This is a genomic window from Marinobacterium sp. NO-S09, from assembly GCF_059179545.1.
In genome coordinates, this window is the sequence record NZ_CP168954.1 from 219,911 (window position 1) to 243,805 (window position 23,895).

The 23,895-nt window shown below is 56.4% G+C and carries 20 protein-coding genes and 2 rRNA genes; 8 read left to right on the plus strand and 14 right to left on the minus strand.

The window, feature by feature from the left end; all coding sequences use genetic code 11:
* Positions 1-45: 45 nt before the first annotated feature.
* Positions 46-519: an Rsd/AlgQ family anti-sigma factor gene (locus O3C79_RS01165; protein ID WP_010321527.1), complete on the plus strand. Its 474-nt coding sequence runs from the start codon at positions 46-48 to the stop codon at positions 517-519.
* A gap of 2 nt (positions 520-521) precedes the next feature.
* A complete protein-coding gene (locus tag O3C79_RS01170) occupies positions 522-1,502 on the plus strand; it encodes a WD40 repeat domain-containing protein (protein ID WP_494385766.1) in 981 nt (326 codons plus the stop codon).
* A gap of 106 nt (positions 1,503-1,608) precedes the next feature.
* On the opposite strand, the gene bamJ is transcribed toward O3C79_RS01170, so the two are convergent.
* Both bamJ and O3C79_RS01180 read right to left on the minus strand, forming a co-directional pair.
* Positions 1,609-2,319 (minus strand): BamJ family beta-barrel-assembly machinery protein, encoded by a 711-nt coding sequence (gene bamJ, locus O3C79_RS01175; RefSeq protein ID WP_010321525.1) that lies wholly within the window; start codon positions 2,317-2,319, stop codon positions 1,609-1,611.
* 70 nt (positions 2,320-2,389) lie between these two features.
* Positions 2,390-2,884: a TIGR02444 family protein gene (locus tag O3C79_RS01180; protein WP_494384497.1), complete on the minus strand. Its 495-nt coding sequence runs from the start codon at positions 2,882-2,884 to the stop codon at positions 2,390-2,392.
* Here O3C79_RS01180 and O3C79_RS01185 point away from each other — a divergent pair.
* Entirely contained in the window at positions 2,883-4,841 is a 1,959-nt protein-coding gene (locus O3C79_RS01185; RefSeq protein ID WP_494384498.1) for an ATP-binding cassette domain-containing protein, read from the plus strand. The genes O3C79_RS01180 and O3C79_RS01185 overlap by 2 nt on opposite strands.
* Here the strand turns inward: O3C79_RS01185 and O3C79_RS01190 are convergent, their stop codons facing one another.
* Positions 4,842-6,152 (minus strand): aminoacyl-tRNA deacylase and HDOD domain-containing protein, encoded by a 1,311-nt coding sequence (locus tag O3C79_RS01190; RefSeq protein ID WP_494384499.1) that lies wholly within the window; start codon positions 6,150-6,152, stop codon positions 4,842-4,844.
* Between the two features lie 98 nt (positions 6,153-6,250).
* Here O3C79_RS01190 and O3C79_RS01195 point away from each other — a divergent pair, with 98 nt between their 5' ends.
* Both O3C79_RS01195 and ggt read left to right on the plus strand, forming a co-directional pair.
* Positions 6,251-6,736, plus strand: coding sequence for an asparaginase domain-containing protein (locus O3C79_RS01195; RefSeq protein WP_494384500.1), 486 nt, complete (start codon positions 6,251-6,253; stop codon positions 6,734-6,736).
* Complete coding sequence (gene ggt / locus O3C79_RS01200) at positions 6,736-8,478, plus strand: gamma-glutamyltransferase (protein WP_494384501.1); 1,743 nt, start codon at positions 6,736-6,738, stop codon at positions 8,476-8,478. Before O3C79_RS01195 ends, ggt begins: the two co-directional genes overlap by 1 nt.
* A gap of 39 nt (positions 8,479-8,517) precedes the next feature.
* On the opposite strand, the gene spoT is transcribed toward ggt, so the two are convergent.
* The 7 genes from spoT to O3C79_RS01235 all read right to left on the minus strand — a co-directional run bounded on the left by spoT (position 8,518) and on the right by O3C79_RS01235 (position 15,121).
* Positions 8,518-10,644 carry a bifunctional GTP diphosphokinase/guanosine-3',5'-bis pyrophosphate 3'-pyrophosphohydrolase gene (spoT, locus tag O3C79_RS01205; RefSeq protein WP_494384502.1) on the minus strand — a complete coding sequence of 709 codons (2,127 nt, stop codon included), beginning with the start codon at positions 10,642-10,644 and terminating at the stop codon, positions 8,518-8,520.
* 82 nt (positions 10,645-10,726) lie between these two features.
* A complete protein-coding gene (gene rpoZ / locus O3C79_RS01210; protein ID WP_494384503.1) occupies positions 10,727-10,942 on the minus strand; it encodes a DNA-directed RNA polymerase subunit omega in 216 nt (71 codons plus the stop codon).
* Between the two features lie 54 nt (positions 10,943-10,996).
* A complete protein-coding gene (gene gmk / locus O3C79_RS01215; protein WP_494384504.1) occupies positions 10,997-11,623 on the minus strand; it encodes a guanylate kinase in 627 nt (208 codons plus the stop codon).
* Positions 11,624-11,681: 58 nt separating this feature from the next.
* Positions 11,682-12,122, minus strand: a complete 441-nt coding sequence (locus tag O3C79_RS01220; protein ID WP_076465055.1) for a universal stress protein — start codon at positions 12,120-12,122, stop codon at positions 11,682-11,684.
* A gap of 35 nt (positions 12,123-12,157) precedes the next feature.
* Complete coding sequence (locus tag O3C79_RS01225) at positions 12,158-13,438, minus strand: TRAP transporter large permease (protein WP_494384505.1); 1,281 nt, start codon at positions 13,436-13,438, stop codon at positions 12,158-12,160.
* Between the two features lie 30 nt (positions 13,439-13,468).
* Positions 13,469-14,044, minus strand: coding sequence for a TRAP transporter small permease (locus O3C79_RS01230; RefSeq protein WP_494384506.1), 576 nt, complete (start codon positions 14,042-14,044; stop codon positions 13,469-13,471).
* A gap of 57 nt (positions 14,045-14,101) precedes the next feature.
* Positions 14,102-15,121 (minus strand): TRAP transporter substrate-binding protein, encoded by a 1,020-nt coding sequence (locus tag O3C79_RS01235; protein ID WP_494384507.1) that lies wholly within the window; start codon positions 15,119-15,121, stop codon positions 14,102-14,104.
* Positions 15,122-15,560: 439 nt separating this feature from the next.
* Here O3C79_RS01235 and O3C79_RS01240 point away from each other — a divergent pair, with 439 nt between their 5' ends.
* The gene (locus tag O3C79_RS01240; protein ID WP_494384508.1) at positions 15,561-16,565 is read left to right on the plus strand and encodes a TonB-dependent siderophore receptor; all 1,005 of its coding nucleotides are present in this window, start codon (positions 15,561-15,563) and stop codon (positions 16,563-16,565) included.
* A 145-nt stretch (positions 16,566-16,710) separates the two neighbouring features.
* Here the strand turns inward: O3C79_RS01240 and O3C79_RS01245 are convergent, their stop codons facing one another.
* On the minus strand, positions 16,711-17,574 hold the full coding sequence (locus O3C79_RS01245) for a YicC/YloC family endoribonuclease (RefSeq protein WP_494384509.1): 864 nt from the start codon (positions 17,572-17,574) through the stop codon (positions 16,711-16,713).
* Positions 17,575-17,678: 104 nt separating this feature from the next.
* Between O3C79_RS01245 and rph the strand changes: the two genes are divergently transcribed.
* On the plus strand, positions 17,679-18,449 hold the full coding sequence (gene rph / locus O3C79_RS01250) for a ribonuclease PH (protein ID WP_494384510.1): 771 nt from the start codon (positions 17,679-17,681) through the stop codon (positions 18,447-18,449).
* Positions 18,450-18,495: 46 nt separating this feature from the next.
* On the opposite strand, the gene O3C79_RS01255 is transcribed toward rph, so the two are convergent.
* The gene (locus O3C79_RS01255; RefSeq protein WP_494384511.1) at positions 18,496-19,269 is read right to left on the minus strand and encodes an exodeoxyribonuclease III; all 774 of its coding nucleotides are present in this window, start codon (positions 19,267-19,269) and stop codon (positions 18,496-18,498) included.
* Between the two features lie 172 nt (positions 19,270-19,441).
* On the opposite strand from O3C79_RS01255, the gene pyrE reads away from it, so the two are divergent.
* Entirely contained in the window at positions 19,442-20,089 is a 648-nt protein-coding gene (gene pyrE, locus O3C79_RS01260) for an orotate phosphoribosyltransferase (RefSeq protein WP_494384512.1), read from the plus strand.
* Positions 20,090-20,718: 629 nt separating this feature from the next.
* Here the strand turns inward: pyrE and rrf are convergent.
* Together rrf and O3C79_RS01270 are read right to left on the minus strand one after the other, a co-directional pair.
* A 5S ribosomal RNA gene (gene rrf / locus O3C79_RS01265) occupies positions 20,719-20,834 on the minus strand.
* Positions 20,835-20,964: 130 nt separating this feature from the next.
* Positions 20,965-23,849, minus strand: a 23S ribosomal RNA gene (locus O3C79_RS01270).
* Between the last annotated feature and the right edge of the window lie 46 nt (positions 23,850-23,895).

The following is a 23,895-nucleotide window of genomic DNA, read 5'->3' on the forward strand; positions in this document are numbered from 1 at the left end:
CAGGCTGGCAGTAGTATGAGGCTCAAGCAACCAGGAGGAGAGACCATGCTCGAACAATGTCGTAACGCCAAAGAACGCTGGGGTGGCGTCAGTACGATCATCGACCATTGGTTGGAAGAACGTCAGCAGTTGATCTCCGTGTTCGTAGCCATTCCCGGCCAGGAAGCCGGCCCGGCCCTGAACAGTTCACTGTCCGAGTTCTGTGATCTGCTGATGGATTATCTGTCCTCCGGTCACTTCGAGGTCTATGAACAGCTGCTGCGTGAAGGCAGCGAGTTCGCCGATGGCAGCCTGGAACAGGCACAGCAGCTGCTGCCGATGATTCAGACCTCCACCGACAAGGCACTGGATTTCAACGACAGCTACGGCCAGCTTGGCTCGCCGACGCTGCGCCAGCTGTATCAGCTGTCACTGGACCTGTCCGATCTGGGTGAGGTTCTGGAAGAGCGCTTTGCTCTGGAAGACCAGCTGATCGAGATTCTTCATACCGCACACAAGGACCTGGTCGACGCCTCGTGAACATGCGCACCTGTCTCGGCTGCCTGCTGGCCGCTGGCCTGCTGACCGGATGTGGCAGCAGTGCCGACTCCGCGTCTGACAGCCTGGCGCTCACCGAGATGAGTGGTGCCTACACTGCTGACGTGTCGGCCAATGGCAGTCACGCTCTGGTGGGTGCTGTCACCCACGGTGGCAGCCTCTGGGACCTGAATCAGCAGGCCCGCCAGTTTGACTGGAACCACCGGGCCGGTGAATTTTCGGTGCTGTCTGCGGTGGATTTTTCCCCGTCCGGACGCTACGCCCTGACAGCCAACCCACAGGACCTGGTGCTGTGGAATGTCTCCACCGGCGCAGCAGAAGGGTTCTGGAGTTCACCCGGCGAGATTCTCGATGCGGTCCTCTCGCGCGATGGTAATTATGCCTTGCTCGGTTTGGGCAACCATGAGGCCGTGTACTTCGATGTGCGCCAGGGCGGCATACGCGCCAGCCTGCGCCACCCGGCACGGATTCGCAGCCTGTCCCTGAGCAGTGATGAGCAATACGCCCTGACCGGTGCCGACGACTATGTCGCCCGCTTCTGGGATCTGCAGAACGGGACCGAGCTGCAGCGTATCGAGCTCAGCAATACCGTGGATACCGTTGCCCTGGCACCCAATGGTCGTCTGGCCTTCAGTTCCGGCAGCCTGGATCAGGCGGTGGTCTGGAATACCAGTACAGGTGAGCCGCTGTTCCATCTCAGCGGTGATGAAACCTTCTTCCCCAAACGCGTCAGCTATCTCAGTGCCCGTTTTTCAGCCAACAGTGACCAACTGCTGGTAGGCCGTGCCGATGGCGTCGTGGAACTCTGGGACCTGAACCGTCAAAGCGTGCAGCGACGCTGGAAGCTGGACAAACGGGCCGCCTACGGGCCGACCAGTACAGGTGTGCTTGCGGTGGAGTTTGGTGCTGATGGTGCCAGCTGGCTGGCGGTGGGGTCTAACGGGTTGATGAACTGGCTGCGCTAAAGCAGAGCATCCGCTCGCCTTCTTCTGCAAACCTCATCAATTTACACTTCCTGCTCAGGAAACGCGGAGCTGCCGAATACGGACCCGACAGCTCCACTGCGCAGTATTACTCTGCTGCCGCCTCGTCAGAGGGGTTTACTTCCAGCAGCTCAACTTCAAATACCAGCGTCTCGTTCGGGCCAATGGCATTACCCATGCCGCCCGGACCGTATGCCAGCTCAGCCGGAATCACCAGACGGCTCTTGCCACCTTCCTTCATCAGCTGCAGACCTTCGGTCCAGCCCGGAATGACGCCGTCCAGCGGGAAAGAAACCGGTTCGTTACGCGCATAGGAACTGTCGAACTGGGTGCCGTCGATCAGCTCGCCACGGTAGTGAACCTTGACGGTATCGCTGGCTTCAGGGCTGGCGCCTTCACCGGCTTCCAGTACTTCGTACTGCAGACCGGAATCGGTTACCTGAACGCCATCACGCTTGGCGTTGTCGTCCTGGTAGGCCTTGCCCTTGTCCAGGTTGTCCTGCGCCAGCTTGGCGGTCGCCTGACGCTGCTCTTCCATCTTCTGTGCCTGGAAAGCCTGCATTACTTCAGCCATCTGCTCCTGGTTCAGCAGAGGAGTCTCTTCGTTGTAGATCGCCTCGACACCCTGAGTAAAGGCCTCGATATCCAGGTCATCTACATCTGCCTGGAGACGTTCCCCCAGAATCAGACCCAGGCTGTAGCTCAATTTCTGCTGCTCGGTCTCCAGTGTTTCGGCCTGGACGACCGGTGCAGCGATCAGAGCGCCGCCCAGTGCGATGGCCAGCATGCTTTTCTTCATCATGTTAATCCTTATCTCACGTGTGTATGCGTGCATCTCAAGGCGTTAGTACACCTGTAATCGGGAAAGTTCAGCCGACGTCAGGAGTCTCCAGCGTCGCGCGAACCAATGTTTCCAACAGATCCGTATTCTGCGCAACCCCTGCATGGTCGCAATAGGCGGCCAAATTGTCACGTATCAGTGTTTCCACCTCACTACCTGCATCCGGTTGCCAGTCCAAAGTGACCAAGGCAGCATGCAGTTGCATGAGCTCCACCTGCTCACAGGCCAGCTCAGCCTGCTTCAGTGCCCGGTAACAGGCATCCAGCTTGGGCTGCTGCTGGCGTTGTTCCCGTACTCGGAAACGCAGCTGGCGCAGCGGTTCAACCACATCCGAGCGCCAGCTGACAGGAAGCTGCTGCCAGCGTGCAGCAGTGAGTGGGATACCCTGTTGCCCCGCCCAGCAGGCCAGCAGCAGGGCATTGACCGCGGCCCCCTGCCGCTGCAGTACCAGGCAGCTGCTTTCGACACCGGCTGCGCCATAGAGACGCAACACATAGTGCCAGAGGGGATTTTCCAGTGCCATGCTGGTACTATCTCCCGCCATGATTCAGATACAAGACCTTAGCCTACACCGCGGCGCCCTGGCGTTGCTAGCGGATACCACCCTGACCCTTCATGCCGGCTGGAAAGTCGGCATTGTGGGCGCCAATGGCGTGGGCAAATCCTCCCTGTTCAAGCTGCTGCTCGGCGAGTTGCAGGCGGATGCTGGCGAGCTCAAGCTGCCGGCCAGCCTGCGCATCTCACACATGGCGCAGGAAGTGGGCAGCACCAGTCGCAGCGCACTGGAGTACGTCATCGATGGCGACCACCAGCTGCGCGCCGCCCAGGCCCAGCTGGAGCAAGCCGAAGCCGAACATCAGGCCGAGCGTATTGGTGAACTCCACGCGACCCTGGATGCGCTGGATGGCTACACCGCTGAATCCCGCGCGCACCAGCTGCTGGCAGGCCTGGGGTTTGCCACCGATGATGCTGCCCGTCCGGTCAGCAGTTTTTCCGGTGGCTGGCGTATCCGACTCAATCTGGCCCAGGCACTGATGTGCCCGTCGGACCTGCTGCTGCTCGATGAGCCCACCAACCACCTGGATCTGGATGCGACCATCTGGCTGGAGCAGTGGCTGCGCCAGTATCCCGGTACCCTGCTGTTGATCTCTCATGACCGCGACTTCCTTGATAACGTAGTCGGTCATATCGTGCACCAGGCGCATCAAACGCTGACGCTGTACAAGGGCAACTACACAGCCTTCGAGAAACTGCGTGCAGAGAAACTGTCACAGCAGCAGGCCGCATTCGAGAAACAGCAGGCCCGTATCGAACAGATCGAGCAGTTTGTACGCCGCTTCAAGGCCAAGGCATCCAAGGCCAAACAGGCACAAAGCCGGGTCAAGGAACTGGAGCGCATGGAGCAGATCGCACCGGCGCATGTGGACTCCCCCTTCAGCTTCCGCTTCGATACCAGTGACAAGCTGTCCTCGCCTTTGCTGACACTGGATGAGGCAGATCTGGGCTATCCGGAGCGCACCATTCTCAAGCAGCAGTCACTGACACTGCTGCCCGGCACTCGCATCGGCCTTCTCGGCGCCAACGGTGCCGGCAAGTCCACCCTGATCAAGACACTGGTGGGCGATCTGTCTCTGGTATCCGGTGAGCGTCATGAGGGTGAACACCTGCGCATCGGCTACTTTGCCCAGCACCAGCTGGAAGCGCTGGATATGCAGGCATCTCCGTTTACCCATTTGCAACGTATCAGCCCTGATGCCAGTGATCAGGAGCTGCGCAATTTCCTGGGCAGTTTTGGCTTCAACGGCGACGATGCACTGGACCCGGTGGGACGCTTTTCCGGTGGCGAGAAAGCGCGTGTCGCCCTGGCCCTCATCGCCTGGCAGAAACCCAACCTGTTGCTGCTGGACGAACCGACCAACCACCTGGATCTGGAAGTACGTTTAGCGCTGACCCTGGCCCTACAGGCGTTTGAAGGCGCACTGATTCTGGTTTCCCATGACCGTCACCTGCTGCGCAACACCGTCGACGAGTTTGTACTGGTGGCCGATGGTCGCATTGAGGAGTTCAAGGGTGACCTGGAAGATTACCATCGCTGGCTGGCACAGCAGCGCCGTGATGAACAAAGCCGCGAGCGCGAAGAAGCCCGTGAAGTACCCAAGGCCGACACCTCTCGCTCACTCAGCGCCGCTGAGCGCAAGGAGCTGAAGCGCCAACAGGCAGAACAACGCGCCAAACTGCGTCCGCTGCGACAGGCCGTCAACAAGCTGGAACAGCAGATGGAAAAGCTCGGCAACGAGCAAAGCGAAGTGGAGAATGCCCTGGCGGATACAGGCCTGTATGACGACAGCCGCAAGGATGAGCTGAAAACCTGGCTACAGCGCCAGGCCGAGATCAGCCGTCAGCTCGAAGCCGTTGAAGCCGACTGGCTGGAACAGCAGGACGCCCTGGAGGCGCTGGAGCAGGAACTGGAGGACGCCTGATCAGCGTCCTCGGTGAAACATGCCGGACAGTTCCGCCAGGCTTTCGGCCTGGGCACAGATCTCATCCAGTGACTGCTGTACCTGCTCCGGCGTGAGGCCAAGTGCTTCCGGCCAGCCCTCAGGGCAATCCGTATGCGGACCGTCGCTCAGGCCGCGGCTGCGCAGCAAGCGACTGGATTGATAGATCAGTTGTGCGTAGATACGCTCTTCTTCATTGGCCAGTTCAGGCTCCTGCTGATAGCGCACACCGGTGCACACCTCACTGGGCAGGTTCCAGCTATCCAGCAACCAGCCTCCCACCTGTTCACGCGTCACATGCAGCACTTCCTGCTCGATCAGCCGCTGTTCCAGATGCGGGTTGGCCTCGATATAGCGCGACAATCGCGAGAAATGCGGCGGGAACAGGTGCCCCAGTACCAGATAACCGAAGTTGTGCAGCAGACCACCCAAATAGGCAATCCCGGGGCGCGGACGCGGCTCCAGTGTGGACCGCTGCGCCAGCATTTCAGCCAGTGTCGCCGTATAGATCGCCTGATCCCAGTAGGAAACTGCACCGCGCGGGGTATCGTCCGGCAATTTCAGCACCTGGCCCATGGCGACACCCAGTGCCAGGTTGACCACCAGATCAAAGCCCAGCACACGGATGATGGCATCTTCAATGGAGCGCACCTTGCCGGGTGCGGCATAGTAGGGAGAGGATGCCCAACCCATCACCTGAGCGGAAAGGCTGGGGTCGCGCTTGATCACCGGCACCAGATCATCCACACCCGCAGAGGGGTCAGAGCGCAGCTTAACGATCAGCTGCATGGACTCGGACAGCCCCGGCAGGCTCAGGGTGTCTTCCAGCCGCTGCTGTACCCTCAGGCTGGTAAACTTTTCCACTGCGCGGGTAATGACAACTTCATCAGCCGCGCCGGCAGCCGCCTTGTGCGGCTCCTGTGGTGGCAGTGCAAAGGTGCCCGTCACAACCTGCTCATGTGCCGGCAGCCCCGCCAACTGAAAACTCCAACCGGTATGCGGCTCGTAACCTGACACAGCCCCCTCGGGGCACCCCGTATCGAGCGCCAGCGGAAGCGCCAGCAGTTTTTCCAGCCCTGCCGCTGTCTGCATGCCGGGTTGGGCAAAAAAGCGCTTGGCATCCTCGCCTTTAACCGGCTGCAGATCACGGCCTGTCAGCTGAGCAAGACGCGTCAGGTCGAGCATCTGCTCACCCGGCAACAACGCCAGCAGCTTGCCGTCCCGGTCGTGCAACAGCACCAGGCGGATAGCTGAGGTGTCGATTAAAGGCTGGACTGAAACTCCTAAGGACAAGGTCTTCTCTCCGCTTGCAGGGCTGGGATAGGCTTGTATATCGGTATCAAGCATACTAAAACAATCTAGCCTAGGCATTACAGGAAACGGATACAATCATGCAGATCAAGATTCTGACGGCTGGCGGCACAATCGATAAGATTTACTTCGACGCCCTCAGTGAATACAGCATTGGTGACCCCGCCGCCGCCGACCTGATGGCCCAGGCTGGAGTGGGCTACGAGTACCGCATCGAATCGGTGTTGCGCAAGGACAGCCTGGAAATGGATGACCAGGATCGGCAGAAACTGCGTGCAGCCATTGAGGCAGACGACTGCCGCCACATCGTCATCACCCACGGTACCGATACCCTGGTGCAGACCGCCATGAGCCTGCAGGGCCTGAGCGGACGTACCATCGTGCTTACCGGCGCCATGCAGCCCGCCCGCTTCAGAGACACGGACGCCCATTTCAACCTGGGGGGAGCTGTAGCCCTGTCACAGGCAATGCCGGAAGGCGTCTATATCTACATGAACGGCCGCGTCTTCCACCCCGAGAATACCGTGAAGAATCGTGCTGCGGGCCAGTTCCAGGAGCGTAACTGATGCATTGGCTCAGCGGTGCCACACTGGCCATGATGATCAGCCTGACACCTCTGAGTCAGGCACAGGAAGCGCCGGCCCCCGAACATGCCACGGGCATGCAACAGGCCACATCTGTTTTTGCCCGCAAGCAACTGGTGGTCAGTGCCCATCCGCTGGCGACACAAGCCGGTTATGCCATGTTGCAGCAGGGTGGCAGCGCCGTCGATGCAGCCCTCGCCATTCAAGCCATGCTGACGTTAGTTGAACCCCAGTCCTCGGGCATTGGCGGCGGTGCTTTCATGTTGTATTGGGATGCAGACCAGCAGCGTCTGCAGGCGTTCGATGGTCGTGAAACGGCCCCGGCAAGTGCCACCGCCGAACTGTTCATGAAAACAGACCGCACCCCCATGCGCTGGCACGATGCGCTGGTGGGTGCCCGCTCCGTAGGAACGCCCGGTGTGCTGCGGATGCTGGAACTGGCCCATCAACAACACGGTACCCTGCCCTGGGCCACACCCTTTCAGCCTGCCATCGCCCGGGCCGAAGCCGGCTTTGAGGTCAGCCCTCGCCTACACCAGCTGATCGCCAGTGGTATCAACCCGGGGTTGGGTCGCTATTCGGCGGCACGAGACTATTTCTTCACCGCCGAGGGTGAGCCTTTGCCCGTTGGCTACCTGCGCCGCAACCCGGCACTGGCGCAATCGCTGCAGAGCATTGCCCAACAGGGCGCGGATGTCTTTTATGAAGGCGCTCTCGGCGAACAAATTGTGGCGGCACTCGATGAAGCCAAAGACAACCCCGGCCAGCTCAGCCGCCAGGATCTGGCGGACTATAGCGCCCTCGAGCGCCAGCCGGTCTGCCGACCCTATCACCAATGGCAGGTGTGTGGTTTTCCGCCACCCACCTCCGGTGGCGTCACGCTGCTGCAGATTCTCGGGTTACTGGAACCCTTTGACCTGAGTCCCAGCGGCGACAGCGCGGACCTTGAGTTCAGCCACCTGCTGACCCAGGCCAGTCGGCTGGCCTATGCCGATCGCGCCCGCTATCTGGCAGATGCGGACTTTGTCGAGGTCCCGGTTGAAAGTTTGCTTTCCCCGGCGTATCTGCAGCAGCGCTCCCGACTGATTAACCCGAACCAGGACATGGGGCAGGCGCAGCCCGGTAATCCGGCGCAACTGGCCCGCAGTGACGACCAGGCACCAGAGCGCCCTTCCACCAGCCACTTCGTGGTACGCGACCGCAACGGCAATATGGTGTCCATGACCACCAGCATCGAGATGGCCTTTGGCTCCACCCTGATGGCCGGCGGGTTCCTGCTCAATAACCAGCTCACCGACTTCTCTTTTGTTGCCAAGGACGAAGGCCGCCCTGTCGCCAACCGGGTTCAGCCCGGCAAGCGCCCGCGCAGCTCCATGGCACCAGTTATCGTGTTCGATCAAAAGGGACAGCCGGTACTGGCATTGGGCTCTCCGGGCGGCAGCCGCATCATCAACTATGTGGCTCAGACCTTGCTGCGAGCACTACACTCGGATCAACCGCTGCAAACTCTGTTACAGCGTGGCCATATCAGTAACCGAAACGGGGTTACCGAACTGGAGCTGGATACGGATGCAGAAAGTCTCGAGGAGGGCCTGGAAGCCCGAGGGCATAGCATCAAGGTGAGAGACTTGAACAGCGGCCTGCATCTGATGCGCAGACATTCGGATGGACGCTGGGAGTCCGGTGTGGACCCCCGACGGGAGGGCCTGGCGCTGGGTGATTGAACCGGCGCCACAGCGCACAAAGGCGTGCGGGCCTGGCCTCTATTGACGGTGAATATGGTTAACGGAGGGCAGGCTGCGCAGTTTGCGGATAACCCGTGCCAGGTGCACACGGTTGAACACGGTCAGCTCCATCTGCACACTGCACAGCTGGCCATCCCGCTCACCGCTGTCGATCTTGAGCAGGTTGGCACCCATCTGGGCAGCGGCCGTTGCCAGGTTGGCGATGATGCCACGTTGGGATTCCACTTCCAGCTGCAGACCCACCACAAACTCTTCTTCGTTGTTTTCCGGATCTGACCATTCCAGGTAGATGGTTTTCTCGGGGTTATCACGCAGATAGCCAATGTTGCGGCACTCGGTGCAGTGCACCACCAGGCCACGGCCACTGCTGATATGACCAATAATGGCATCCCCCGGAATCGGGTGGCAGCAGCGAGCATATTGCATCACCATGCCTTCGGTACCGCGGATCGCCATGGGGCGGCCCTTGCTGTTCACTTCGGGATCGCCATCCTGTATCGCCGACTCGGGGCGCAAACGCCGCGCCACCACATAGGCCATGCGATTGCCCATGCCGATATCTTCCAACAGGTCATCCAGGCTGGTGAAGTCAGCTTCCTTCAGCAGCTGCTTCAATGCGGCCCCGTCAACGTCATCCAGAGATGCACCGTAGTTGCCCAGGAACTGCCCCAGCAAACGCCGGCCCAGTTCGATAGACTCATTGCGTTGCTGGCTCTTGAGGAAATGGCGGATGCTGCTGCGCGCCTTGCCGGTCACAACAAAGTTGAGCCAGGCCATGTTCGGCTGTGCACGGGGTGTGGTGATAACTTCAACGGTCTGGCCGCTTTGCAACGGCTCCGACAGAGGTGCCAGGCGGCGGTTGATGCGGCAGGAGACACAGGAGTTGCCGATATCCGTATGCACGGCATAGGCGAAATCGACCGGGGTCGCACCGCGCGGCAGCTCCAGGATGCGCCCCTTGGGCGTGAAGATGTAAACCTCGTCCGGGAACAGGTCCTTCTTCACGTTTTCGATGAACTCCATGGAGTCACCGGCGTTCTGCTGCATCTCCAGCAGACCCTGCACCCATTTGCGCGCACGGTTATAGGAGCCCATCGCGGTCTCGGTACTGCCTTTCACTTTGTAGTGGCTGTGCTCGGCAATACCCTGGCTGGCCACCGCATCCATGTCGCGGGTGCGGATCTGTACTTCAATGGTCATGCCACGTGCGCCAAACAGCACCGTATGCAGCGACTGATAACCGTTGGCCTTGGGAATGGCAATATAGTCCTTGAACCCGCCCGGCACCGGCTTGTACAGGTTATGTACGGCACCCAGAATACGGTAACAGTCGTCGACGCTGTCGGTGACAACACGGAAGGCAAAGACATCCATGATGTCGGCAAAGGCCTTACGCTGCACCTTCATCTTGCGGTAGATACTGTACAGGTGTTTTTCACGTCCACTGACTTCGCCACTCAGCCCTTCCTGATTGAGGCGGGCCTGCATGGAATCCCGGACCTGCTCGATAATATCCTTGCGCTGTCCGCGTGCGTGCACCACAGCACGGCGAATACGCTTGGCGCGCATGGGGTAATAGGACTGGAACGCCAGATCTTCCAGTTCGACCTGCAGGTCGCGCATGCCCAAGCGGGCTGCGATGGGCGAGTAGATATCCAGGGTTTCGCGGGCGATACGGCGCTGTTTGTCCGGACGCATGGCACCCAGAGTACGCATGTTATGCAGGCGGTCGGCGAGTTTGACCAGAATAACGCGAATGTCTTCCGCCATGGCCAGTACCATTTTCTGGAAGTTTTCCGCTTGCGCTTCAGCCTTGGTCTCGAATTCCAGGTGGGTCAGCTTGGAGACGCCATCAACGATATCAGCCACGGTTGTGCCGAACTGGCTCTCAATGCCGCCATAATCAATTTCGGTATCTTCAATGACATCATGCAGCATGGCCGCCATCAGGCTTTGATGGTCCATATGCATGCCGGCCAGCACATTGGCAACGGCCAGGGGATGGGTTACGTAGGGTTCACCACTCTTACGTCGCTGGCCATCATGCGCCTGCTCGGCATAAAAGTAGGCACGCCGAACAGTGGCTATCTGGTCGTTGGCCAGATAATGTTCAAGGCGATGTGAAAGGGCGTCTATCGTCGGCATCCACGTCTCCGCTGGGATCAAAGGTCGGCAATGGCCGACCATTCACCCCTGATGATGCCGCATTACGGTCGTCAGGAAAAGATCAGGCCTGTTCCTGATCATCCATAACGTCTTTTTTATCAAGCAGGTTCTCGGCGATTTCACGCAGAGCAACAACGGTCGGTTTGTCGTTTTCCCACTCAACCTTGGGATCCTGACCGCCAACAGCGATCTGGCGTGCGCGCTTGGAGGCGACCATCACCAGTTCAAAGCGGTTATCGACATTTTCCAGACAATCTTCAACGGTGACTCGTGCCATTACGACCTCGAACGGGTTGGAACCAATAAAATGACAGAATAGTGTACGTAGATTTCAGACCTCAGACAAGAGATCCGTCAGCAGCGCAGCCTGCTTTTGCTGCTGTGCACCCTGACGCAAGCGGCGGGCTTTGAACAGGCTGGCCAGTTCATCCAGTGCCTGCGCAAAATCATCGTTGATCAGCAGGTAGTCATATTCCGGATAGTGGCTCATCTCACTGATCGCTTCAGCCATGCGGCCATCGATAATCTCTTCACTGTCCTGGCCACGGGCGTTGAGGCGCTCACGCAGGGCCGCACGGCTTGGCGGCAGAATAAACACGGTTACCGCTTCCGGCATCAGGTGACGCACCTGCTCGGCACCCTGCCAATCAATCTCGAGGATCACGTCACGCCCGGCTTCAAGCTGGTCCCGTACCCACTGCTGGGAAGTACCATACTTGTTACCGAACACTTCTGCATACTCCAGGAACTGGCCCTGCTCGATCAGCGCATTAAAGGCGTCCATGGTGACGAAGTTGTAATCCACACCATCCTGCTCTCCCGGACGCATGTCACGGGTGGTGTGGGAGACGGAAACAACTACATCTGCGTCCTGTTGCAGCAACGCTTTCACCAGGCTGGTCTTGCCCGCGCCTGAGGGGGCAGAAAGAATATAGAGAGTACCGGCAAGTTGTGTCATCAATCTGTTCCGAAGCTGTCAGCCAAAGCGGGCACTATAGCTTGCGCCCGAACAGCGATCAAACCACCAGTACCGGGCAGTGGGCATGGCCGGCCACGCGCTGGGACACACTGCCCATCAACATGCCGTCCACATCTCCAGAGGTTCCTCGGCTGCCCATGACGATCAGATCAGCGTCCTTCTCACGGGCAAAGCGGATGATAACGCGCGAAGGCCTGCCGCCTTTCACAAAACCGCGCAGTTTCTCTGCCCCCTCATTCACCGCATGCTCGCGGGCAAAGTCCACTACCTCACGGGCATACTCGCGCAGGGCATCATCCGGAATCTGAAGATCCCCGGGACGCACCATAGAGAGTGAAGCCTCAAACAGGCTGTGGTGTTTGAATACACATAACAGCAGAATTTCCGCGTGGGTCAGCTTTTGCAGTTCGACAGCCTTGTCCAGAGCTTCCAGTGCCTTGACGGAGCCATCAACCGGCACCAGTATTCGTTTGAACATAATCCCTCCTCGTTCGGTCCCCAGGTAACCCGGCCTTAAAAGGCCAGGTCACGCAGGAAGAGTGCAATCTGCGGAAACATAATCAACAGCACTGCCGCCAGCACCAGCATGAATACAAACGGCGGTGTTCCGCGAATCACCTCCATGTAGGGCCGCTTGAAGATTGCGATGGCTGTAAAGATGTCACAGCCAAAGGGCGGTGTGGCAGACCCGATTGCAACCTGCAGGGTGATCAGCACACCGACCAGCACTGGATCCAGCCCTGCCGATTCCACGACCGGCGCAAAAATCGGCACCAGCACCAGAATCACCACAATCGGATCCACAAACATGCAGCCAACAAAGAATGCGATCGAAATAGCGATCAGCACACCGGTTGGACTCGCCTCAGCCAGCCCCACCGACGCCAGTATGCTCTGGGGAATCTGGGCAAAGGAAATAATCCAGGAGAAGGCAGCCCCGGCGGCCACCAAAATGAACACAACAGCGGTAATCAGCCCCGTCGACTTGGCAATCTTGTACAGTTCGATCGGCTTCAGCGCCCTGAACACAATGAACTCCAGAATTACCGCATAGAGCACGCAGACAGCGGCTGCTTCGGTGGGACTGAAGATACCGCCATAGATACCGCCAACAATGATGACCGGAAAACCCAAAGGCCAGATGGCATTGCGCACGGACTGCCAGCGCTCCGGCCAGGTCGCTTTCTCTTCCGTGGGTACCTTGTGAATATGGGCGTAGATGTAGCTGTAGAGCGCGAACATACCAAGAATCAGAAGACCCGGTCCTATACCTGCAATAAACAGCTCAGAGATGGAGGTATTGGAAACCACCCCATAAATGATCATGCCGATGCTGGGGGGAATCAGGAAAGCGATATCACTGGAGTTGATAATCAGCGCCAGGACGAAGTTATCCTTGTAACCGGCCTTGAGCATTTTCGGACGTAGCGGCGAGCCGACGGCAACTACAGTCGCCTGCGTCGAACCCGAGACGGCACCAAACAGGGTACAGGCGGTCGCGGTACTGATCGCCAGGCCGCCTTTTACATGTCCGATGAACTTCATCACCATGTCGATAAGCCGATCGGCCGAGTGACCTCGGGTCATGATATCGGCAGCAAGAATAAACATGGGCACCGCGATCAGCGATGCAGGGCGAATCCCGGCCATGAACTGCTGGATCATGAAGTTCATCTGATCAAAGCCGCCGAACATGGAATAGAAACCGATGAACGCCGCCACGATCAGCGGAATCATCATGGGAAAGCCCAGTAGCAACAGCACAATCATTGTGCTGACCATAATGGCAGTCATGTGAGTACTCCTGTACAGCCGAGGCCGGGCTCAGACCTCGGTTTCATCATCGTCATACCCGTCCAGTACTTGAGTGGACAGATAAACATCCTTGGCCACCAGGTTCTTCAGGGCAGTAAACAGATACTGTATTCCGGTCACCGCCAACCCCAGCGGTACCCAGAGGAAAATCCACCAGACCGGAATCTGCAGCGAAGGCAGGATGCGCCCGGAGTCAGCCACACTGCCGATGTAGCGGACGGAAAACACTGTCAGCGCAAACATCACCATGGCGGTGACAAATGAGATAAATACCATCATCCATTTACGTGCACCGACAGGCAGGGCATCAAAGACCGCCGACATGCGAATATGCCGGCCATGACGCGCCGCATAACCGATACCGGCAAAAGTAATCATGACAATCAGGATTCGGTTGACCTCTTCGGTAAAAAAGAGGCTGTTCTGGAAGACAAATCGGCCAAGTACATTGGCCACGGTATTGAGCGCCATGAGCAGGACACCGGCCCCGAGCATCAGCGCTTCGGCACGTCCGAGCCAGGCATCAATCCAACCCAGGGGGCCGGGCAATGACGACTCATGCCGTATGGAAGGGTTATCGGACATGGATGTCACCTTGAGCAACGGATGTCGACCCGAAGGCCGACACCCGGATGAGCAGCATTACTGAGCCTTGGCGGCCTCAAGATCCTTCTTGAACTGCTCCAGCAGCGCCTTGCCGCTGTCGCCAGTCATTTCGATGAACTTGGCTTCTACCTCTTCCGCTGCTGCACGGAAAGGTGCCCGTTCTTCTTCGCTCAGGCGTACCACCTTCATCTCAGGCTTCTGCTCGAGGATTTTCTCCAGCGAACGCTCGCTCAGGCCCTGCTGGTATTCCATGATGTGGTCGAACGCGGCATCCATGGCGTCCTGAACCAGCTTCTGGTCTTCAGCCGGCAGGCCGTCATAGAAATTCTTGTTGGCCATAACCGCAGTAGTGAAGTTGTTGTGACCGGTAAAGGTTAGCACGTCGGTTACTTCATACATCTTGGCCGACTCTACCCAGAACAGCGGGTTTTCCTGACCTTGAATGATGTTGGTCTGCAGGCCGCCGTATACTTCACCCCAGGGTAGCGGGGTCGGTGTAGCGCCAAATGCCTTGTAGGACTCAACCAGCAGCGGGTTGGTCATTACGCGCACTTTCACGCCATCCAGATCTGCCGGCTGTTTGAATTCTTCCTGAGTGGTGATAACAACCTCACCTTCCGGGAACATCTTCAGCAGTTCCAGGCCATGCTCAGCGTAAGTTGCCTTGAAGGTTTCGTTGATCGCTTTGCTGTTACGGAAGAAGTGATCCAGCGCTTCGTGAGTTTCCGGCAGCAGATAAGGAATGAAGAAGATCTGTGCTTCCGGAATCAGAGAACCGGTGAAACCGGGCGACTGGTCAACAAACTGCAGCAGGCCAGCCTGTGTCTGTTCCATGATATCGGCAGACTCACCGAGGGTACCGTAGGGAAACAGCTGGATACTGTGATCGGAGTTGGCTTCGATATACTCCTTGAATTTGGACGCGTACACACCCTGCACGTCCGTGATGGCTTCCTCAAATGCGTAACGCCAGGTGGCCGCTTCCGCAGTGAGGGTTGCACCTAGTGTGGCCATTGCAACCGTGCAGGCGCCCACCAGTTTTTTCAGCTTGGTCATATCAGATCTCCAATCGTCAATTGATTGCACTACTTCCGTTTAAGAAAGCACGGCAAATGCTGTTTCGCTCTATACAGGATAAATATTTAGCATATCTAACAATAGGTTTACAAAAAAAAGACCATAAAGTGTATAAAAAAGCAGCAATTTCACGGAAAAGGAGAGGAATTACGGGAATCAACGCGAAAAATGCCATTTATGCACTGTTATAGGGCGCTGCAATATAATGCATCGCTATGAAAAGAATTAAATCTGTCCAAGGACACTCAGGCTTGCTGCCTTCAAAGTATTGAGTGCAGTGTAGACCAGGATTTTCAGGTTGCCATTACACTCGGCACCCCCGCCATTTACTCCCTTTTGCCCGGCAGCCAACCCCCGTGCGCTCGCTCCATAAAATTGGCTCGGTTACCAAGGCAAAACAGAGCTGGAAAAGCGTAATGTGCAGCAGCTGGACGAAACTTTCCGCTACCGTTCCGGTGTTTTGGCAGGGCGCTATGGTTCTGATAACAACACCGACTGGTTCAAGGTGCATCGTTTTGACCAGTCCACCTATCAGGATGGCCTGCGCATCTATCGCACCGGTTTTTATCAGTGGCTGCCCGAACCCTATGGGCTGGAGCAAGTGGAAGGGCGTCTATTCTGTACGGTGAAGCACCTCCGGGCGGCATCATCAACGCTGTCAGCAAGCGCCCGACACCCCTGCCCCAGGACGAAATCGAGATTCAGACCGGGAACCGTAACCATCGCCAGCTTTCAGAAGGGCGGCGGCGTTTCCGCCAATACGTTCAACAGTATCTGGGCGTTCGAGCAGGACTTCCGTTACAACCGCCTGGATCTCGACCTGCGCAGTACCTATATATTTTATGCACTGGATAAACAGCAGGGACTGTACCTCCAGGATCAGGTGCGTATTGATGACCGTTGGGTATTGCTGGGCTCGGTTCGCTATGATGATGCCCAGACCGACAACATCGATCAGACCAATGGATTAAAGCAGGTCTCCGATGACACCGCCTTGACCTGGTCGGCAGGTGCCATGTACCTCTCTGACAGAGGCCGGAATCCTTACCTGACCTTTGAACCTCAGTTACAAACGGACTCCGAAGCCAGCGGCTACCTGAGCAATTCCTTGCAGGTAACAGCCGCTTATACCTATACGGACGCCCGCGCCAAGGACGACAAGCGTGCCTCGCTGATCCCGCGTCATATGGCATCCCTGTGGCTGGACTATGACTTTCCTGGTAACCAGCTGGCAGGTCTGAAGCTGGGAGCGGGCCTGAGGCATGTGGGCCAGTCTGTTGATGGTGACCTGCGTATACCGGATTACACACTGGCTGACCTGATGGCCAGCTATGATTTCGGCAGCCAGTTGACAGCCCAACTCAACATCAGCAACCTGACCGCTGAAGAGTATGTCGCCTGCTGCGATTACTGGTGCTACTAGGGTGAACCCCGCAGTGTTACCGCGAGCCTTAAATACCGCTTCTAAACCTAAGCAGGTTCATAGACTAAAACGCCCGGCAGTGCCGGGCGTTGCTGCTTCGGGTCGCGTGGCAGTGGCAGGTAAAGCCTCTTTAGCGCGCTTTCGATCATTCGATATTCTGGACCTGCTCGCGCATCTGTTCGATCAGCACCTTAAGCTCCACCGCACTGCGTGTGGTATTGGCGACGATCGATTTGGACGAGAGCGTATTGGCTTCACGGTTCAGTTCCTGCATCAGGAAATCGAGGCGACGTCCTACCGGACCCTTTTGTGTCAGTACGCGGCGGACCTCCTGAACATGTGTCTCAAGCCTGTCCAGCTCTTCGTCCACATCCGCTTTCTGGGCCAGGAGTACCACTTCCTGCTCAAGACGACTCGGGTCGAGCTCAATTTGCATCTCGGCCAGTTTCAAATTCAAATTATCCCGCTGCGCCTGCAGAATACCCGGCAACAGGGAACGAACTTCGGTAACCGTATTGCCAATGGCATCCAGCCGCTGTGTGATCAGCTGTTGCAACTCGGCCCCTTCACGTTCACGGCCCTGCAACAGGTCATCCAGCGCATCTACAAACAGGCCTATCGCCGCCTGCTTGATCTCTGCCATATCCAGCGACGATTCCACCATTACACCCGGCCAGGCCAACAGCTCCAGCGGGTTTACTTTCTGCATGGCAAGACCCGTTTGTTCCAGCTGGCTGGTTGCATTGACCACCTCCTGCAGGCGGCCCTGATCGATCTGCAGGTGCTCTTTGGACTGCTCAGGCACGAATCTGAGCGTCGCTTCGACCTTGCCGCGGCTGACGGCCTTGCGCAGGCGCTCACGCAGTGAGCCCTCTATATCACGCAGGGACTCCGGCAGGCGGAAGTGCGGCTCAAGGTAGCGATGGTTTACCGAACGCAGCTCCCAGGTCAGTGTACCCCAGGCTTCCTGCCGTTCCTGCCGGCTAAAGGCGGTCATGCTTCGTGTCATATTCGGTCGATCTCTATTAGAATTGCGCTTTGCGAATATTTTAACAGTCAGTTTACAACCGTGCGTGAACCGACCGAAGAACACAAGGGTAAGGGTAGACAATCATGAGCTCGAGCTTTTCCGAACAGCTGCAAAACCTGGGACTGAACAAAATGCGCCCGAGCGGCCGGCAGCCCGACCAGCTGCGCGAGATCAAGATCACCCGCAACTTCACCCGTCACGCCGAAGGCTCGGTGCTGGTCGAGTTCGGTGATACCAAGGTCATTTGTACTGCCAGCGTTGATCGTGGCGTGCCCCGCTTCCTGCGCGGCTCCGGTTCCGGCTGGGTGACCGCCGAGTACGGCATGCTTCCCCGCTCCACCAACACCCGCTCTGATCGTGAAGCGGCACGTGGCAAGCAAACGGGTCGCACCATCGAAATTCAGCGTCTGATCGGTCGCTCCCTGCGTGCAGCGCTGGACTTGAACAAACTGGGCGAAAACACCATCACCATTGATTGTGACGTGATTCAGGCCGATGGCGGTACCCGCACCGCGTCCATCACAGGTGCCTGTGTTGCCCTGATGGATGCCATTGCCGTCCTGAAAAAGGACAAGAACGGTGCCATGAAAGGCAACCCGATCAAGCATATGATCGCCGCTGTTTCCGTGGGCATCTACAAGGGTGAAGCTGTTCTGGATCTGGACTACCCGGAAGATTCCGCCGCAGAAACGGACATGAATGTGATCATGAATGATCAGGGCGGCTTCATCGAAGTTCAGGGGACTGCCGAAGGTGCTCCCTATACGCAGGACGAACTCAACGCCATGCTGGCACTGGCACGCAAGGGTATCGATGAACTAGTCGCACTGCAGAAGCAGGCACTGGAAAACTGATTAAAGGACGTACAGGGCCGCTGGCAGTGCCAGCAGCCCTGATACTTTAGATATCGATATCGTAATCGATCGTCAGAGGAGCATGCTCAGAGAAGCGCTCTTCGCGGTAGATACGAGCACTTTTCACATTCTTGCGCAGATTGGCCGTCGTTACCTGATAATCCAGGCGCGCGCCTTCGTTCAATGTCCAGGCACGGTTATAGTCCGGCCACCAGGTATACTGTCGTTCAGCCTTGTTCACCTGGCGGAACGCATCTACGTAATTCATCTCGCCCAGCACTTCCTCAATCCATGCACGCTCTTCTTCCAGAAAGCCTGATACACGCTGATTTACATACCAGTTGCTAAGATCGATCGGGCGGTGCGCGATATTGAAGGTACCGGCAAAAATAAACTCACGGCGCTTGCGCAGCGTCTTTTTCAGATGCCCCATGAACAGATCAAGATATTCCATCTTGCCCGCCTGAGCTTCAGGACTGCGCAGACCGGACGGAATGGTCATTGAGCTGACACTGACTTTGTCGAAGTCAGCCTGGATAAAGCGGCCGTTAAAGTCACACTGCTCAAAGCCCAGACCCGTCATGATGGCCTTAGGCAGATGGCGGGTATAGATGGCAACCCCACTAAAGCCGTCTTCAAAGGCGTCAAAAAAATAGGCATGGTAACCCTCTGGATGATAGCGATCGCCATCCAGCTGATATTCCTTGGCCTTTAGATTCTGCAGACAGACAACATCGGCATCCTGGCGAACCATCCAGTCGAAAAAGCCCTTGTCTGCAGCCTGTTCAATACCCTGAGTATTGAAGGTGATCACACGCATAGCGTCTTAGCCCCGTTGAGCGTGATTGAAACGAACCTGGGAAGAAAAGGTAAACGCGAATTGTACCCAGAGCCGTGCCGAATTTAAAATTTTTCTACTGATCTATCAGGTGCACCTTAAGGCCCACAGCAGGTATCATTACGCGGATTTCATTACTGCTGCGGAGGCCAAGATGCTGGATTATCAACGTGAATTTATCGAATTTGCCCTGGAGAAAAAGGTTCTCCGTTTTGGCGAATTCACTCTGAAGTCCGGACGCAAGAGCCCCTATTTTTTCAATGCCGGCCTGTTCAACTCCGGCCAGGCATTGGCCAAACTGGGCCGCTTTTATGCAGCAGCCCTGAACAACGCCGGTATCGACTACGATGTCATGCTGGGTCCGGCTTACAAGGGCATTCCCCTTGCCGCAGCCACCAGCGTTGCTCTGGCCAATGAATATGACCAGGACGTTCCCTATGTGTTCAACCGCAAGGAAGCCAAAGATCATGGCGAAGGCGGTAACCTTGTAGGTGCTGCACTTGAAGGCCGCGTGCTGATCATTGATGACGTCATTACAGCCGGTACCGCCATTCGCGAAGTCATGGCGATCATCGAACAGGCCGGAGCCAACCCTGCTGCGACCCTGATTGCACTGGACCGCCAGGAAAAAGGTAAAGGCGAACTTTCAGCCATCCAGGAAGTCGAGCGTGATTACAACATGCCGGTTATCAGCATTATCACGCTGAATGACCTGGCAGAGTACCTCGCAGAACAAGGGAACATGACCGCAGAACTGGACGCAATTCGCGCCTACCGCGATCAGTACGGTATCACGGCCTGAGGTAAATTAGGATTTTTTCCTATATACCCTTATTAAATGGATGGCTATTATGCTCTCGAGGTTCACAGAGGATGTGACTTGGCTACACAGGATCAGTAGACCTCACAGACTGCACAGGTATGTGTAGCGGCTGACACGGATGTTGGTGACAGGGCCCCAGACAAGGATCGCATCGGGGCCCTTTTTTTATTCGTTTTTATCCACACCTGTCTTTTCATCACATGACTCTTCGTTGTTCCACATTCTATTCCGCCACATGAGTTACCCATGTGTATAACTTCAAACAGTTAGTTATGCACAACCTCCACAATCAAGACTAGTCAGAGCATCCACAACGCACCTCTGCATTGCGCATCAGTGCACAGCCAATTACCCCATATAGAAGTCCGAAAACCTCACAGGAGAGCTCCTCGTGGCCAGCATGAATATGTTGCCGTTATGTGATCACTTCCTTCGCGACAGCCTGCCAAGTGCTGAATATTGCATCTGGGTAAGCAGGTCCGATATTTGATGAGAGAGATTGAAGCCTTACGAGAGGAAGTTCTACATATATCTTGATGCGGTTCTTACGTGGACCATAACGCAAAAACCCCGATCTCGACGAGACCGGGGTTTTCACTTAATTAAATGCTTGGCGATGACCTACTCTCACATGGGGAAGCCCCACACTACCATCGGCGATGACGCGTTTCACTGCTGAGTTCGGTATGGGATCAGGTGGTTCCACGGCTCTATGGTCGCCAAGCAAAACTGGAACAAACTGGATCTGAAATTCTTTCGACTGTCTGTTTTGTCGCTACAAGCGCTCAACCGGTGCTCTTGCGAGCCGATAATCTTTAACGTCTAACCATTCATCCAAACGCCTTGGGCGTTATATGGTCAAGCCTCACGAGCCATTAGTACAGGTTAGCTCAATGCCTTACAGCACTTACACACCCTGCCTATCAACGTCCTGGTCTCGGACGGCTCTACAGGGACCTCAAGGGTCCAGTGAGATCTCATCTTGAAGGGGGCTTCCCGCTTAGATGCTTTCAGCGGTTATCCCGTCCGAACGTAGCTACCCGGCAATGCCACTGGCGTGACAACCGGAACACCAGAGGTTCGTTCACTCCGGTCCTCTCGTACTAGGAGCAACTCTTCTCAAATCTCAAACGCCCACGGCAGATAGGGACCGAACTGTCTCACGACGTTCTAAACCCAGCTCGCGTACCACTTTAAATGGCGAACAGCCATACCCTTGGGACCGGCTTCAGCCCCAGGATGTGATGAGCCGACATCGAGGTGCCAAACACCGCCGTCGATGTGAACTCTTGGGCGGTATCAGCCTGTTATCCCCGGAGTACCTTTTATCCGTTGAGCGATGGCCCTTCCATACAGAACCACCGGATCACTAGAACCTACTTTCGTACCTGCTCGACGTGTCTGTCTCGCAGTCAAGCACCCTTCTACTCTTGCGCTCATTGGCTGATTTCCGACCAGCCTGAGGGTACCTTCGTGCTCCTCCGTTACACTTTGGGAGGAGACCGCCCCAGTCAAACTACCCACCACACAATGTCCTCGATCCCGATCAGGGACCTGAGTTAGAACCTCAACAGTACCAGGCTGGTATTTCAAGGACGGCTCCACACTGGCTAGCGCCAATGCTTCAAAGCCTCCCAGCTATCCTACACAAATAATGTCAAAGTCCACTGTGAAGCTATAGTAAAGGTTCACGGGGTCTTTCCGTCTAGCCGCGGGGACGCTGCATCTTCACAGCGAGTTCAATTTCACTGAGTCTCGGGTGGAGACAGTGTGGCCATCGTTACGCCATTCGTGCAGGTCGGAACTTACCCGACAAGGAATTTCGCTACCTTAGGACCGTTATAGTTACGGCCGCCGTTTACCGGGGCTTCGATCAAGAGCTTCGCCGAAGCTAACCCCATCAATTAACCTTCCGGCACCGGGCAGGCGTCACACCCTATACGTCCACTTTCGTGTTTGCAGAGTGCTGTGTTTTTAATAAACAGTCGCAGCCACCTGGTATCTTCGACCGACATCAGCTTAGGACGTAAAGTCCATCACCAACATCGGCGTGCCTTCTCCCGAAGTTACGGCACCATTTTGCCTAGTTCCTTCACCCGAGTTCTCTCAAGCGCCTTGGTATTCTCAACCTGACCACCTGTGTCGGTTTGGGGTACGGTCACACATAACCTGAAGCTTAGAGGATTTTCCTGGAAGCATGGCATCAACCACTTCACTCCATAAAGGAGCTCGTCATCAGGTCTCAGTCTTAAGAAGCCGGATTTGCCTAACTTCTCAACCTACACCCTTAAACACGGACAACCAACGCCGTGCTGGCCTAGCCTTCTCCGTCCCCCCGTCGCAGTTATGCGCGGTACAGGAATATTAACCTGTCTCCCATCGACTACGCTTTTCAGCCTCGCCTTAGGGGCCGACTCACCCTACCCTGATTAGCATTGGATAGGAACCCTTGGTCTTCCGGCGAGGGGGTTTTTCACCCCCTTTATCGTTACTCATGTCAGCATTCGCACTTCTGATACCTCCACGGTGCCTCCCGGCTTCCGCTTCAACGGCTTACAGAACGCTCCTCTACCATGCCCTAAGGCATCCGCAGCTTCGGTGTCTAGTTTGAGCCCCGTTATATCTTCCGCGCAGGCCGACTCGACTAGTGAGCTATTACGCTTTCTTTAAAGGATGGCTGCTTCTAAGCCAACCTCCTAGCTGTCTGAGCCTTCCCACATCGTTTCCCACTTAACTAGAACTTTGGGACCTTAGCTGGCGGTCTGGGTTGTTTCCCTTTCCACGACGGACGTTAGCACCCGCCGTGTGTCTCCCATGATTGCACTCTTGGGTATTCGGAGTTTGCATCGGGTTGGTAAGTCGGGATGACCCCCTAGCCGAAACAGTGCTCTACCCCCCAAGGTGAGACATGAGGCGCTACCTAAATAGCTTTCGAGGAGAACCAGCTATCTCCGGGCTTGATTAGCCTTTCACTCCGATCCACAGGTCATCCGCTGGCTTTTCAACGACAGTCGGTTCGGTCCTCCAATTGATGTTACTCAATCTTCAACCTGCCCATGGATAGATCGCCCGGTTTCGGGTCTACTCCCAGCGACTAAACGCCCTATTAAGACTCGGTTTCCCTACGCCTCCCCTAAACGGTTAAGCTTGCCACTGAAAGTAAGTCGCTGACCCATTATACAAAAGGTACGCAGTCACCGTCCGAAAACGGCTCCCACTGCTTGTACGTACACGGTTTCAGGGTCTATTTCACTCCCCTCACAGGGGTTCTTTTCGCCTTTCCCTCACGGTACTGGTTCACTATCGGTCAGTCAGGAGTATTTAGCCTTGGAGGATGGTCCCCCCATATTCAGACAGAATATCACGTGTTCCGTCCTACTCGATTTCACTGCGTATAGGTTTTCGTGTACGGGGCTATCACCCACTATGGCCACACTTTCCAGAGTGTTCCACTAACCACAACACAGCTTAAGGGCTGGTCCCCGTTCGCTCGCCGCTACTAAGGGAATCTCAATTGATTTCTTTTCCTCCGGGTACTTAGATGTTTCAGTTCCCCGGGTTCGCCTCTCAAAGCCTATGTATTCAGCTAAGAGATACCCGCAAGCGGGTGGGTTTCCCCATTCGGAAATGTTCGGATCAAAGCTCGTTTACCAGCTCCCCGAACCTTATCGCAGGTTACAACGTCCTTCATCGCCTCTGACTGCCAAGGCATCCACCGTGCACGCTTATTCACTTGACCATATAACCCGAAGGCGTCTGGCAAATGAATGGTTCGTAACGATTAT

Bases quoted from the DNA above. Each gene is read 5' to 3' on its own strand.
- pyrE (WP_494384512.1), top strand. From the start codon at position 19,442: ATGCTGGATTATCAACGTGAATTTATCGAATTTGCCCTGGAGAAAAAG.
- O3C79_RS01170 (WP_494385766.1), top strand. From the start codon at position 522: ATGCGCACCTGTCTCGGCTGCCTGCTGGCCGCTGGCCTGCTGACCGGA.
- ggt (WP_494384501.1), top strand. From the start codon at position 6,736: ATGCATTGGCTCAGCGGTGCCACACTGGCCATGATGATCAGCCTGACA.
- O3C79_RS01255 (WP_494384511.1), bottom strand. From the start codon at position 19,269: ATGCGTGTGATCACCTTCAATACTCAGGGTATTGAACAGGCTGCAGAC.
- O3C79_RS01230 (WP_494384506.1), bottom strand. From the start codon at position 14,044: ATGTCCGATAACCCTTCCATACGGCATGAGTCGTCATTGCCCGGCCCC.
- O3C79_RS01225 (WP_494384505.1), bottom strand. From the start codon at position 13,438: ATGACTGCCATTATGGTCAGCACAATGATTGTGCTGTTGCTACTGGGC.
- gmk (WP_494384504.1), bottom strand. From the start codon at position 11,623: ATGACACAACTTGCCGGTACTCTCTATATTCTTTCTGCCCCCTCAGGC.
- O3C79_RS01245 (WP_494384509.1), bottom strand. From the start codon at position 17,574: ATGACACGAAGCATGACCGCCTTTAGCCGGCAGGAACGGCAGGAAGCC.
- O3C79_RS01180 (WP_494384497.1), bottom strand. From the start codon at position 2,884: ATGGCACTGGAAAATCCCCTCTGGCACTATGTGTTGCGTCTCTATGGC.
- O3C79_RS01185 (WP_494384498.1), top strand. From the start codon at position 2,883: ATGCTGGTACTATCTCCCGCCATGATTCAGATACAAGACCTTAGCCTA.
- rpoZ (WP_494384503.1), bottom strand. From the start codon at position 10,942: ATGGCACGAGTCACCGTTGAAGATTGTCTGGAAAATGTCGATAACCGC.
- spoT (WP_494384502.1), bottom strand. From the start codon at position 10,644: ATGCCGACGATAGACGCCCTTTCACATCGCCTTGAACATTATCTGGCC.
- O3C79_RS01235 (WP_494384507.1), bottom strand. From the start codon at position 15,121: ATGACCAAGCTGAAAAAACTGGTGGGCGCCTGCACGGTTGCAATGGCC.
- bamJ (WP_010321525.1), bottom strand. From the start codon at position 2,319: ATGAAGAAAAGCATGCTGGCCATCGCACTGGGCGGCGCTCTGATCGCT.
- O3C79_RS01195 (WP_494384500.1), top strand. From the start codon at position 6,251: ATGCAGATCAAGATTCTGACGGCTGGCGGCACAATCGATAAGATTTAC.
- rph (WP_494384510.1), top strand. From the start codon at position 17,679: ATGAGCTCGAGCTTTTCCGAACAGCTGCAAAACCTGGGACTGAACAAA.
- O3C79_RS01220 (WP_076465055.1), bottom strand. From the start codon at position 12,122: ATGTTCAAACGAATACTGGTGCCGGTTGATGGCTCCGTCAAGGCACTG.
- O3C79_RS01165 (WP_010321527.1), top strand. From the start codon at position 46: ATGCTCGAACAATGTCGTAACGCCAAAGAACGCTGGGGTGGCGTCAGT.